The sequence below is a fragment of the Octadecabacter algicola genome (genome assembly GCF_021532625.1).
Classification (GTDB): Bacteria; Pseudomonadota; Alphaproteobacteria; order Rhodobacterales; family Rhodobacteraceae; genus Octadecabacter; species Octadecabacter algicola.
In genome coordinates this window covers 887,352-899,639 of record NZ_JAKGAR010000001.1, presented here as the reverse complement: position 1 = coordinate 899,639, position 12,288 = coordinate 887,352, and the positions used below count along the sequence as shown (strand labels likewise).

12 protein-coding genes are annotated in these 12,288 nt (G+C 55.6%); 11 read left to right on the top strand and 1 reads right to left on the bottom strand.

What is annotated here, in order from left to right:
* Positions 1-19 precede the first annotated feature (19 nt).
* From L0666_RS04390 to L0666_RS04340, 11 genes are all read left to right on the top strand, one after another.
* On the top strand, positions 20-910 hold the full coding sequence (locus L0666_RS04390; RefSeq protein WP_235259108.1) for a LysR family transcriptional regulator: 891 nt from the start codon (positions 20-22) through the stop codon (positions 908-910).
* A gap of 88 nt (positions 911-998) precedes the next feature.
* Positions 999-1,466 carry a formate dehydrogenase subunit gamma gene (locus L0666_RS04385; RefSeq protein ID WP_235259107.1) on the top strand — a complete coding sequence of 156 codons (468 nt, stop codon included), beginning with the start codon at positions 999-1,001 and terminating at the stop codon, positions 1,464-1,466.
* Positions 1,463-2,980, top strand: a complete 1,518-nt coding sequence (locus tag L0666_RS04380; RefSeq protein WP_235259106.1) for a formate dehydrogenase beta subunit — start codon at positions 1,463-1,465, stop codon at positions 2,978-2,980. The genes L0666_RS04385 and L0666_RS04380 overlap by 4 nt, the downstream gene beginning before the upstream one ends.
* Positions 2,981-2,985: 5 nt before the next feature.
* Positions 2,986-3,438, top strand: a complete 453-nt coding sequence (locus tag L0666_RS04375; protein WP_235259105.1) for a DUF3601 domain-containing protein — start codon at positions 2,986-2,988, stop codon at positions 3,436-3,438.
* Positions 3,435-6,335 carry a formate dehydrogenase subunit alpha gene (gene fdhF, locus L0666_RS04370; RefSeq protein ID WP_235259104.1) on the top strand — a complete coding sequence of 967 codons (2,901 nt, stop codon included), beginning with the start codon at positions 3,435-3,437 and terminating at the stop codon, positions 6,333-6,335. Before L0666_RS04375 ends, fdhF begins: the two co-directional genes overlap by 4 nt.
* Positions 6,332-7,141, top strand: coding sequence for a formate dehydrogenase accessory sulfurtransferase FdhD (gene fdhD / locus L0666_RS04365; protein WP_235259103.1), 810 nt, complete (start codon positions 6,332-6,334; stop codon positions 7,139-7,141). The genes fdhF and fdhD overlap by 4 nt, the downstream gene beginning before the upstream one ends.
* Positions 7,131-7,349: a formate dehydrogenase subunit delta gene (locus tag L0666_RS04360; protein WP_235259102.1), complete on the top strand. Its 219-nt coding sequence runs from the start codon at positions 7,131-7,133 to the stop codon at positions 7,347-7,349. The genes fdhD and L0666_RS04360 overlap by 11 nt, the downstream gene beginning before the upstream one ends.
* An 81-nt stretch (positions 7,350-7,430) precedes the next feature.
* A complete protein-coding gene (locus L0666_RS04355; protein WP_235259101.1) occupies positions 7,431-8,381 on the top strand; it encodes a hypothetical protein in 951 nt (316 codons plus the stop codon).
* Positions 8,381-9,247 carry a ThiF family adenylyltransferase gene (locus L0666_RS04350; protein WP_235259100.1) on the top strand — a complete coding sequence of 289 codons (867 nt, stop codon included), beginning with the start codon at positions 8,381-8,383 and terminating at the stop codon, positions 9,245-9,247. The genes L0666_RS04355 and L0666_RS04350 overlap by 1 nt, the downstream gene beginning before the upstream one ends.
* Positions 9,244-10,443 carry a hypothetical protein gene (locus L0666_RS04345; protein ID WP_235259099.1) on the top strand — a complete coding sequence of 400 codons (1,200 nt, stop codon included), beginning with the start codon at positions 9,244-9,246 and terminating at the stop codon, positions 10,441-10,443. Before L0666_RS04350 ends, L0666_RS04345 begins: the two co-directional genes overlap by 4 nt.
* Positions 10,444-10,480: 37 nt before the next feature.
* On the top strand, positions 10,481-11,416 hold the full coding sequence (locus tag L0666_RS04340) for a nitroreductase family protein (protein WP_235259098.1): 936 nt from the start codon (positions 10,481-10,483) through the stop codon (positions 11,414-11,416).
* A gap of 146 nt (positions 11,417-11,562) precedes the next feature.
* Here the strand turns inward: L0666_RS04340 and L0666_RS04335 are convergent, their stop codons facing one another.
* On the bottom strand, positions 11,563-12,270 hold the full coding sequence (locus L0666_RS04335) for an endonuclease/exonuclease/phosphatase family protein (protein WP_235259097.1): 708 nt from the start codon (positions 12,268-12,270) through the stop codon (positions 11,563-11,565).
* Positions 12,271-12,288 lie beyond the last annotated feature (18 nt).

Genomic DNA, 12,288 nt, shown 5'->3' with positions numbered 1-12,288 from the left:
TCTATCGAAAGGCCTTGAAATGATCGACAAATTGGAAATGTTCATTGCTCTCGCGCGCGAGGAACACTTTGGCCGTGCTGCGAATGCCCAAGGGGTCACTCAACCCACGTTGTCGGCCGCGATCAAACAGCTTGAGGATCAGCTGGGGGTCATGTTGGTTTGGCGCGGCTCGCGGTATCGCGGGCTTACGCCCGAAGGGCAGCGTGCATTGGACTGGGCGCGTCGTATCGTTGGCGATGCCCGATCACTGCGACAAGAAATGCGCGTCGCCCGCCAAGGGCTTTCCGGGGATCTGCGCCTTGCTGTTATCCCGACAGCCTTAACCGTCGTTAGTGATCTGATTGCGGGCTACGCAGAAGCCCATCCTAATGTGCGGTTCTCGGTGCAATCGAACACATCTATTGAGGTTCTTAACATGTTGGAAAACCTAGAAATAGATGCTGGTTTGACGTATTTAGACAATGAACCTTTGGGCCGTGTGACGACAGTGCCAATCTATTCCGAACGCTATGTTCTTGTGGCCAAGGCGGGGCATCCTTTGCTGGGTGGTCCTGTGCGGTGGGCCGACCTTGCGGATGTCCCATTGTGTTTGATGACACCGGATATGCAAAACCGAAGGATCATCAATCAACATCTCGCCAAGGCGGGTGTCGAGGTCACGCCGCAGATCGAAGCGTCCTCGATCGTGGTTCTTGTTAGTCAGGTTGTGAATTCCAATCTGGCAACAATTCTTCCCGTTCGCGCGGCCGAGATTTTCCTGAAAGGGGATGACCTTGGTTCTGTGCCTCTGATTAAGCCTGATGCCAGCCATACTGTCGGCCTTGTAGCACCACAGCGAGAACCGTTTACGCCGGTGCTCGCGACGCTTTTGGACCGTGCAAGGGCGCTTTCAGCCGCAGTGTCTAATTGATAGACTTCTTCTATCACTATACGGGTTAACGATATTGATTACCCGTGTAAAAACCGCAAAGATAGTTCATCCCGATGGAGTGACTTTGATGGCTGATACTGCGACGACTGAGATTATGGCCGCGATCCTCGCCGAACATGGCGATCTAGAAGGTCCGATGCTGCCCATCTTGCATGCGGTTCAAGCCGAGTTTGGTTACATTCCCAACGACGTCATTCAGATCATCGCGGATCATCAGAACATCACCCGCGCAGAAGTGCACGGTGTTATCACATTTTACCACGACTTCCGCGATGCGCCTGCAGGTAAGCATGTCGTCAAGATTTGCCGCGCTGAAGCCTGTCAGGCAGTTGGCGCGAACGCGTTGTCTGAACGTGCCTTTGAAAAGTTGGGCGTGAATTGGCACGGCACCACACGCAACGGTAACGTAACATTGGAACCGGTTTATTGCCTTGGCCTGTGCGCCTGCGGACCTGCCGCCATGGTGGATGGTAAGGTCGTTGGGCGGGTGGATACAGCTAAGCTTGATCAACTTTTGGCGGAGGCAGGCGCATGAAGATTTTCGTCCCTCTCGATTCAGCTGCCAAAGCGCTTGGCGCTGACGATATCGCCGCCGCGATCCAGCGCGAAGCCGAAAGTCGCGATCTGGATATTACCGTCGTGCGCAACGGCACGCGTGGGATGATTTGGCTTGAACCATTGGTTGAGATTGAAACCGACGAAGGGCGTGTTGGATATGGCCCCGTCAGTGTGGATGATGTGCCTGCATTGCTCGACGGAAAACTGCAGAGCCTTGGTTTGGTTGATGATTTTCCATGGATGAAAGGCCAGACACGTCTGACGTTCCAGCGCTGTGGCGTGATTGATCCGCTTGACCTGACCGACTATGAAGCCCACGGCGGTTTGGCTGGCCTGCGTCGCGCTGCGGCGATGACACCACAAGAGGTCGTCGAAGAAGTGACGACATCCGGCCTACGTGGTCGTGGTGGTGCAGGGTTCCCGACGGGGATCAAATGGAACACCGTTTTGGGCGCAGAAGCCGACCAGAAATACATCGTCTGCAATGCCGATGAGGGCGATAGCGGTACATTTGCCGACCGCATGATCATGGAGGGCGACCCCTTTACTGTGATCGAGGGGATGGCGATCGCCGGCCTCGCGGTGAAGGCAACCAAAGGCTATGTCTACCTACGCTCTGAATACCCCGACGCCATTGATATTATGGAGAAAGCCGTCGTTCTAGCTCGTAAGGCTGGCGTTCTTGGTGATGACGTTCTCGGCTCTGGCCTTGCGTTTGATATGGAAATTCGTGTTGGTGCTGGCGCTTACGTTTGCGGCGAAGAAACTTCGCTTTTGAACTCGCTTGAAGGCAAACGTGGTGTGGTGCGGTCGAAACCGCCGCTTCCTGCTCTCGAAGGGTTCTTGGGTAAGCCGACTGTCGTGAACAACGTCATATCCCTCGCCACTGTGCCAGTGATCCTTGAGAAGGGCGCGCAGTATTACGCGGACTTTGGCCTTGGCCGTTCGCGTGGGACGATCCCGATGCAGATTGCGGGGAACGTAAAATACGGCGGGCTTTATGAAACTGCATTCGGCATGCCTTTGGGTGAAGTTGTTAATACCGTAGCTGGTGGCACTTTGACGGGCCGTCCCGTGAAAGCCGTGCAAGTTGGGGGGCCGTTGGGTGCCTACATGTCGGCTGAAAAGTTTGACACGCAATTCTGCTACGAAGAATTCGACGGTCAAGGTGGCTTGATCGGTCACGCGGGGATTGCTGTCTTTGATGATAGCGCCGACATGCTGAGCATGGCGCGTTTTGCGATGGAATTTTGCGCGATTGAAAGTTGCGGGAAATGCACACCGTGCCGCATCGGTTCTGTGCGCGGCGTCGAAACTCTTGACCGGATCGGGCAGGGTGATGCCTCTGCTGTCGAGCTGCTCGAAGACCTATGTGAGACCATGAAAGACGGATCGCTATGTGCGTTGGGGGGCTTTACGCCATATCCGGTTCTCAGCGCGCTTCACCATTTTCCAGATGATTTCGCCCCCGCCAAAGAGGCTGCGGAGTGAACGCAATGACCGGCATCCCTCTCAGGCATGACGCCCTTGATGCGATGGTGGAGAAATTCAACCTCGTTGAGGAACCCGTGGATATGTGGTTGCGCCAGTTAAGCAGCGGTCTGGATTACGGACGGCTGATTTTCGGCCAACGGTATCTGGCCTTGCAATCCTTTGCGGCCAACCGCCACGGCGAAGTTACAAAGGGCGAAAAGCTGCATTTCTTAGGCTATTTCTTTTTCCCGTTTCACGACGGGCTGCGGTTGTTCTTTGAACGCCGTGACGGCGGCAAACTGATCCTCGAATTCGAGGAAGGTGCGGACCTGCAAGACGGTGAGGTTTCTATGATCGATAACCGCAATGTCGACCAGTTTTTCGCACCCGTGCGATTTGACCTCTCCAAAAGAACCAAGCGGCTCACTGCAGCCCGCGCGATTATTGAATTCCACAAAAAGCGAGTTCGGCCATGAAAGACTTCATTATCCCGACCAAAGACATGGACATGGGGACTCCTGCGTCCAAATCCACCGAGATGGTAACACTGACCATTGACGGATTTGATGTGACGGTGCCCGAAGGCACGTCTGTCATGCGGGCCAGCGCTGAAGCAGGGATCAAGGTTCCTAAACTGTGCGCAACCGATAGCGTCGAAGCGTTTGGGTCTTGCCGGTTGTGCGTCGTGGAAATCGAAGGCCGCCGTGGCACCCCAGCCTCCTGCACAACGCCGGTTGCACCGGGTATGGTTGTGAAAACGCAATCATCTCAGGTTAAAAAGATCCGCAAAGGCGTGATGGAATTGTACATTTCCGATCATCCGTTGGATTGCCTAACCTGTGCCGCCAATGGCGATTGTGAATTGCAAGACATGGCCGGAATGGTTGGTCTGCGGGATGTGCGCTATGAAGCGCCCGCAAATGGCGGCTTTGTAAATCACTTTGAAGCCCGCGATACCGCTGGCGATGTGAACCCGCAGTTTATTCCGAAAGACGACAGCAATCCGTATTTCACATACGATCCGTCTAAGTGCATTGTTTGTTCGCGCTGCGTGCGCGCCTGTGAAGAAGTGCAGGGGACGTTCGCGCTGACCATCGAAGGATCAGGGTTCAACAGCCGCGTTTCTGCGGGCGCGGGTGGCGATGATTTCCTAAGCTCGGATTGCGTATCTTGTGGTGCCTGCGTGCAGGCTTGCCCAACGGCAACGTTGCAGGAAAAATCTGTGATCGAACTCGGCACACCAGATAAATCTGTCATCACAACATGCGCCTATTGCGGCGTTGGGTGTTCGTTCAAGGCCGAGCTGAACGGCGACGAACTTGTGCGCATGGTGCCGTACAAACACGGCGAAGCGAACCGCGGCCATTCTTGCGTCAAAGGGCGCTTTGCCTACGGTTATGCCAATCACAGCGATCGCATTTTGAACCCGATGATCCGCGACAAGATCACCGATCCATGGCGCGAAGTGTCATGGGAAGAGGCAATCAGCTACACTGCTACGCGCCTTCGCGATCTTCAGGACAAGCATGGCGTGAAATCTATTGGTGGCATCACGTCCAGCCGTTGCACGAACGAGGAAACCTACCTCGTGCAAAAGCTGATCCGTTCCACGTTTGGCAACAACAACACGGACACTTGCGCGCGCGTCTGTCATTCGCCGACGGGCTATGGATTGAAGACAACGTTCGGCACATCCGCTGGGACGCAGAACTTTGATTCCGTCGAAGAAACAGATGTCGTGATCATCATCGGTGCCAACCCGACCGATGGGCACCCCGTTTTTGCCAGCCGTCTGAAAAAGCGTCTGCGGGCAGGGGCCAAGCTGATCGTAATCGACCCGCGCCGCACCAACATCGTGAAATCTGCGCATATCGAAGCACAGCATCATTTGCCGTTGCTACCGGGCACGAACGTCGCTGTTTTGTCGTCCATCGCCCACGTCATCGTGACCGAGGGCTTGATGGACGAAGAATTCATCCGCACCCGTTGTGACTGGGACGAGTTCGCCCATTACGCCGAGTTTATCAGCGACCCTCGTCATGCGCCCGAAGCGACGGCGCTGTTGACAGGTGTAGACGCCCAAGAACTGCGCGCGGCGGCGAAACTGTTCGCCACAGGTGGCAACGGATCGATTTACTACGGCCTTGGCGTTACCGAACATTCCCAAGGGTCCACGACGGTTATGGCGATCGCTAACCTTGCAATGATGACAGGCAACTTGGGTAAGAACGGAGTTGGCGTGAACCCGTTGCGCGGCCAGAACAACGTGCAAGGCGCCTGCGATATGGGGTCATTCCCCCATGAATTGCCCGGATACCGCCACGTGTCGGACGATGCGACCCGCGACGTATTCGAGGCGATCTGGGGCACTAAGATCGACCCAGAACCCGGTTTGCGCATCCCGAACATGCTAGATGCGGCGGTCGATGGCACATTCAAGGGCCTTTACTGTCAGGGCGAAGACATCTTGCAGTCAGACCCAGACACCAAACACGTCCAAGCGGGCCTAGCCGCGATGGAATGCGTAATCGTCCATGACCTTTTCCTTAATGAGACCGCAAATTACGCGCATGTCTTCTTGCCGGGGTCGACGTTCCTTGAAAAGGACGGCACATTTACCAACGCGGAACGCCGCATCAACCGTGTGCGCAAAGTCATGGCCCCGAAAAACGGTTATGCAGATTGGGAAATCACCATGATGCTGGCCAATGCAATGGGGTCAGGCTGGACGTACACACACCCGTCCCAGATCATGGATGAAATCGCGTCAACCACACCGGGTTTTGCCAATGTGAACTACGAGATGTTGGAAACCCGTGGGTCTGTTCAGTGGCCGTGCAACGACGACAAACCGGACGGTTCTCCGATCATGCACATCGACGGTTTCGCGCGTGGTAAGGGCCAGTTCATCATCACTGAATACGTGGCGACGGACGAAAAGACCGGCCCACGTTTCCCGCTGCTGCTGACAACGGGCCGCATTCTGTCGCAATACAATGTTGGCGCGCAAACGCGTCGGACAGAAAACACGGTTTGGCACGAGGAAGACCTGCTTGAAATCCACCCGCACGACGCCGAAGTACGCGGCATTCAGGATGGGCAATTCGTGCGTCTTGCCAGCCGCGCGGGGGAAACGTCGCTGCGAGCGACGATCACGGATCGTGTGTCACCGGGTGTCGTCTATACGACATTCCACCACCCAGACACGCAGGCCAATGTCATCACAACAGACTATTCCGATTGGGCCACCAACTGTCCGGAATACAAGGTGACAGCAGTACAGGTGGCTTTGTCCAACGGGCCGTCAGACTGGCAAGAAGACTACAATGCACAGGCTGAACAGTCGCGCCGTATCCTGCCTGCCGCCGAATGACACCGCGCCGATCAAGCAAAGGCGCACGCGCGACCGATGCTTTGGTCGTGCGGGGTGGTTTGGCAGAACCCGCCACACGCAACCTCCCAGAAGAGGTTCCCGTGGCGCTTGTCTATAATGGCACGACACAAGCGGTCATGATGGCCACGTCTTGTGATCTTGAGGACTTTGGTCGTGGATTCACGCGTACCGAAGGGTGGGGCGAGGTCGACAGCGTTGAGGTCGTTAGCCATCCGAACGGTATCGAAGTGCAGATGTGGCTGCCGGAAGACCAAGCAGAAACATTGGCCACCCGCCGTCGTGCGATGGCGGGCCCGGTTGGGTGCGGACTTTGCGGGATTGATAGTCTGGAACAGGCCGCACGGGTCGTTCCGCCCGTGGCCGCTGACCTTTCCTTTTTGCCCGAAGATATCGCCAAAGCAATGAAAGCCCTGCGTGGCGGGCAAGACCTGCATGATACAACTCGTGCAGTCCATGGGGCCGGATTTTACACATCAGGGCAGGGGCTTAGCCTCATTCGGGAAGATGTGGGGCGCCATAATGCGCTGGACAAACTCATTGGCGCAACAGCCGACTGTAGCGCAGGGGCTGTTGTTCTGACGTCTCGTGTTTCGGTCGAAATGGTCCAAAAAACCGCAATGGCGGGATGCGCCGTGATCTTCGCTGTGTCCGCCCCGACGACCCTTGCGGTTGAAACCGCACAGGCCGCCAACATTACCCTAGTCGCCCTAGCGCGCGATGACGGTTTTGAGATTTTCACCCATCCCCACCGCATTCAGACAAAGGACGCTTCCCATGTCGCATGAAAAACTAGTCCGTATGGCCAATCAGATCGCGACCTTCTTTGAAAGCCAGCCCGACGCCGACAAAGCCGGCCGCGTTGCCGAACATCTAAAGGAATTCTGGGAGCCGCGCATGCTGGAGCAACTTGCCGATCATCTAAGCAGTGGGGAGGATGGTCTTAGCCCGTTGGCTACAGAGGGTAGCAAACGGGTTCTTGGCCTAACTGCTTAATGTGTTACGGGGTCAGGCTTTCCTTGCTTGCCTGTCTGCCAACCCGCCCATAGTTTGATGTGAACAACATCAGGCGCAAATATGCTCGGACCCATCTTAAAATCACTTCGCCATGCCTATATGGACGTGACGATGCGCAATGGGCGGGATCGTGTGGTGCGTATTTTGGAACGCCCCGGTCGCTGGATGTCAGATCAAGACCTGCAAACCCTGACGTCGGACTTGCGCCAGATCGCCAGTAAGACGTTGGATGAGGGCGATTTGACCTATGGCGTATTTTCGGGCGATCGCGACAGGTTGCGCGACACCATCGTCACCCTTGTTACCCTAAAGGACGGCACGCCCATTGCCTTTAATGCGCTGGCGATCATGACCGTTGAGGTCCAGCCTGAACCTGTCGATGTGTTGCACCTTGGTCTCGTCATGGTGGACCCAGATCAGCGCTCGGGTGGCTTGTCTTGGGTTCTGTATGGTCTGACATGTTTCTTGCTGTTCACCCGCAATCAATTTCGCCCACTTTGGATTTCAAATGTAACCCAAGTGCCGGCCGTGGTTGGCATGGTCTCTGAGATGTTTTCCGATATTTGGCCGAAACCCGAAGCTGACAGGCGCACGCTGAACCACCTATTAATGGCGCGCCGGATCATGGCGAACCACCGCCATGTTTTTGGTGTGGGCGCTGACGCCGAATTTGACGAAGACCGCTTTGTCATCACCAACGCCTACACAGGCGGTTCGGATGATCTGAAAAAGACATGGGAAGACGCTCCGAAACATCGTGATGCTCAGTTCAACGAGTTTTGTGAGGTCGAGTTGGATTACGAACGCGGGGATGATGTGCTGCAGCTTGGCAAGATGGATTTGCCCGCGATCCGCCGCTATTTAACCCGCGAAGTGCCACGCACAGCGGTGTTGAGCGTTATCGGGGCGGGCCTTTATGTGGCGCTGCGTCGATTGATACTTCCGGTGTTGTATTGGTCCGACAGCACGCGTCCGTTTTCGATCCTGCGCCCCGCAAAAGGGGACAAGTGATGTTTGAGTATGAAGAATTCACCACCCGCAACATTGGTTTTGTCACGCGGGCCGAGCAGGACAAACTGCTCGGCGCGACGGTTTTCGTGTGCGGCACGGGCGGAATGGGCGGGGCCTGCATCCTAGGCCTTGTTCGCGCTGGGGTAGGTAAACTTATCATCGCGGATCTGGATGAGTTTGAGGTTAGTAACCTTAACCGTCAGGTGTTCGCGTTCACCCACACGATTGACGGCCACAAAGCCGAAGTCACTGCCGAGATCGCGCGACAGATCAATCCAGAAATCGAGGTTGAGGTCCATCACGCCGATTGGACCAAACATGTAGACGACCTGATCACCCGCTCGGTAATTGTTGTGAACGGGACTGATGATCTTGGCGCATCTCTGCTGCTTTATCGTCGTGCGCGCGCCCTTGGGAAAACTGTGATTGACGCTTATGCGTCGCCTCTACCATCGATTTATGTCACTTTGGCCAGTGACACACCCCATGAAGAACGACTAGGTTATCCGACGAATGACACGTCTTGGGATGCTGTGTCCGATGATCAAAGGTCCCAGGCTTTTATCAAGGAATCAGAATGGGTTGTAATTCATTCCTCATCTCGAAATTACATTGATCTGGATATCGTTGGTGATGTTGTGGCGGGCAAACGTTCTCGCATGTCGTTCGGACCAATGGTCATAACGACGGGCCAGTTGATGTGCTATGAGGTAGTGAATGCAATTCTTGGCCGACCGCATGGCACCGACAACCGTGGCTATTTTTTCAACCCCTACAAGGCGCGTGTTGAACGGCCCAAGCCAGCCTTTGTTGCGGCCTTGATGCGTCCAATCGTGCGGCGCTTTCTGAATGGGTTGATGTCGTGACGCTTGTGGCCGCTGATACAGTCAATCTGTTCCTGTCGCTTGCCGCATTGGCGGGGGTGTTTATTTTGCAGCGTGTCATCTGCGCACGTGATCCATGGGCGCCTTTGAACCGTCGGTTCCTGATGGGGCTGCGCGTTATGATCATGTTGTTTGCAGGGCGTGCGTTGCTGGTCCTCACGGGGTGGGAGGTCTTTCGATTTTTCATCCTGCTAGGCGCTAGCCTTATTCCACTGTCGGTCCTGCTCCTATCCGAAGGGCTTTTGCGGCGCCATGCGCCTAGATGGGCCAAAATCTGGGTTGGCGGCGGCACTACTGCCTTTGCCGTCCTGTCTTTGTGGTGGTCGGACAGCATCGACCCTGCGCGTCTTGTGGGTCTGTTGGTATTTCAGCTCAGCGGGTTCGGGATTGGCGCGTGGTTGGTCCTGACACGAGACAAAGACAGCCTCTCTGTCGCCGAAAACCAGACCGTTGAACGTTTGGCGTTGTCGTTGCTGTTGTTGATCCCCTTGGCGGCCGCGGATTTCCTGTTCCTTTATCTGAAACTTCCGGCACAAATATCCGCCCTTGGGGTGCTGTTCTTGTGTTGGTTGGCGGTGTCCTTGGGGCGGGCGCAGGCGCAGCACCGTGCACCGCTGGTGTCGTTTCTAGCGATTGTTATTGGTGCAGGGCTGTCAGGTGGCGTCGTTGCTTATATTGCCGCAATGGATCGCGACACGACGATTCTGACCTTTGTAGTCATATTGGCTGCTGTACTGGTTGCCGTGTTGTTCATTGAAGCCCAGACACTGCGGGCAGAAGAACAATCTCAGACACTGCTACGCCACATCGCAGATGATCGATCTGGCGACGCGTTGGTCTTCTTACGTGGACTTCAGGCGCATCCTTTGGTTGAAGGCGCAGCGCTCATCTCGGACCCGCAGCTCAAGGATTTTGACAGACCTGTTTTACGCCATATCTTCGGCCGAGCACCGGTGTTGCGCCGATCTGACCCGCCGTTTCAGGACGGGCCCGAAGGCGATCATATAGCACATCTTTTCCACCTGTTTGATGCGAGCCACATTCTGATCGCAGATGATGCGCCGCTTACCCTTGTGGCACTGTCGATGCCGTCGCTGGCGACCTCGCCTCGGGCGGAATTGGAATTGGCTGCGGTCCAGCGTATGGCGCGCCTGATGTCAGTGCGGCAGATTGATTAGTATGATAATATCCCAGGACATAATTGAACAATGCGTCATGCGAGCTGGCCTTGCGCCAACCGTGCACAACACACAACCGGCCCGCTGGGTGCGCGACGGTGATGTGCTGTCCTTGTTCTGTGACACAAACGTAGGACTTGCGGTCGGGGACCCATCTGGGCGCGATGCGGCGCTGTCTTGCGGTGCTGTGCTCGAAGCGATGGTTTTGGCACTGTCGGCGCATCACATCGCTGCGCATGTCACGCTGACAGAAGGCGACACATCTCATGGGGCAGGTCTTGTTGCGGTGGCGCATTTAACGTTGTCGCAGGGCGATGTAGACGGCTTGCACAATCAGCTCGAGAACCGGTTCACATGGCGGGCATGTTTCGCAGATCAACCTGTTCAATTGTTTGGCTGGACCCGTGACGACACGCGTCTGGTCTTTGATGAGCCAGCGCGCGCTTGGCTTGCTGAACGAAACGATTTTGCCAGCCATGAAATAATGCAAGCGGCCGCGTTTCGCCGCGAGCTGGTCAGCTGGATGCGTCTTAATCCCCAGCACCCGCGGGCTGGGCTGGATGGTATGGATCGCGCATCTATGCATATGACCAAGACCGAAGCCTTTGCCGTGCCTTTTGTTCTGATCAAGTTCTGGAAGATCCTGTCGCTCTTGCGTCAAACCAAGAAGCTGACATCGGAATCCAATTTGACTCTGAAATCGCCCATAATAGCGCTATTTCATCGTAATGAGGTCGAAAATCCCGTCATTACTGGCAGAGCATATATGCGTTTGTGTCTTGAGGCTGCGTCGCTTGGTTTGGCGGGCTGGCCTATGGCCGCGTTGTCTGATTGTGCGCAAACCCATCAAGAAACCTGCGACCGTTTTGGGATCCCCGCAGGCCAACGCCTTATCCAAGCTATTCGGTTTGGTGTTCCGTCTGGCCCTGCGCCAACCCGCGCCAGACGTCCGCTCCACGAGACGCTTCTTTAGCTACGACCAATAGGGGTTCACAACTTAAGTGATTATTGACCGGCTTGGAGATTGAGTGTGTATTCCACATCCGGTGCGCAGGTTTGTCAGGGGCAAAAGGACTGCAAAACTAGTCGTGCGTCATGTTAAGAACGCCGCCCGATCATTTAGCCTGCCGTTACGGTTTCCTTTCGTTCGACCTCTGCCAATATCGGGAGGTGGTCTGACGCGTGTCTGCCCTTAGCCTTTTGGGGAATATCAAGCATTCGGACAGATAGACGAGAGCAATGTGCAACGCGGTCCAATGCGCCGAGCGGTAAGCTAGCTGGAAACGTTCGCCCCGGTGTCAGGATGGTATAGCGCCGCGCGAGACGCCCCAATCCGACCTTTCGAGACCATTCGTTGAAGTCCCCTAAAATCACAGTAGGCCGTTCGGGCAGGGCGTCCAGTTCTTCTCGGATATGATCCAGTTGTGCACGGCGTGAATGACGCAGCAGTCCAAGGTGAACACCGACGATGCGTAAGTCTGGCAGGTCAACGGCGACGGCACCGCGTGGTTCTAACCCTGGCAAAGGGTAGCGATGTATCTGTTGTGCGACCAGATTGGGTCGTGCGAGCAGCGCAATCCCATGCCAACCCAAACTCACTCCATTCTCTGCAACGGGCAAAGGAACAAGGGACGTTCGTTCTTGGATTGCATCACGCGGCAGGGCGGTTGGCCGTTTACCTGTGCGAAAATCGGCCTCTTGTAGGGCGACGATGTCTGCATCAAACGAGGCAATTGCGTCCAGAACCCGCAAAGGGTCGCGGCGCAGATCCATGCCGAGCCCCGCACGGATGTTATAGCTGGCCAATCGAAGGGGTGCGTTTTTCATCATATAATCTATATTAGG

Coding starts and splice junctions, on each gene's coding strand:
- L0666_RS04380 (WP_235259106.1), top strand. CDS start 1,463: ATGAAGATTTTCGTCCCTCTCGATTCAGCTGCCAAAGCGCTTGGCGCT.
- L0666_RS04355 (WP_235259101.1), top strand. CDS start 7,431: ATGCTCGGACCCATCTTAAAATCACTTCGCCATGCCTATATGGACGTG.
- fdhD (WP_235259103.1), top strand. CDS start 6,332: ATGACACCGCGCCGATCAAGCAAAGGCGCACGCGCGACCGATGCTTTG.
- L0666_RS04375 (WP_235259105.1), top strand. CDS start 2,986: ATGACCGGCATCCCTCTCAGGCATGACGCCCTTGATGCGATGGTGGAG.
- L0666_RS04360 (WP_235259102.1), top strand. CDS start 7,131: ATGTCGCATGAAAAACTAGTCCGTATGGCCAATCAGATCGCGACCTTC.
- L0666_RS04350 (WP_235259100.1), top strand. CDS start 8,381: ATGTTTGAGTATGAAGAATTCACCACCCGCAACATTGGTTTTGTCACG.
- L0666_RS04385 (WP_235259107.1), top strand. CDS start 999: ATGGCTGATACTGCGACGACTGAGATTATGGCCGCGATCCTCGCCGAA.
- L0666_RS04390 (WP_235259108.1), top strand. CDS start 20: ATGATCGACAAATTGGAAATGTTCATTGCTCTCGCGCGCGAGGAACAC.
- L0666_RS04340 (WP_235259098.1), top strand. CDS start 10,481: ATGCGAGCTGGCCTTGCGCCAACCGTGCACAACACACAACCGGCCCGC.
- L0666_RS04335 (WP_235259097.1), bottom strand. CDS start 12,270: ATGAAAAACGCACCCCTTCGATTGGCCAGCTATAACATCCGTGCGGGG.
- fdhF (WP_235259104.1), top strand. CDS start 3,435: ATGAAAGACTTCATTATCCCGACCAAAGACATGGACATGGGGACTCCT.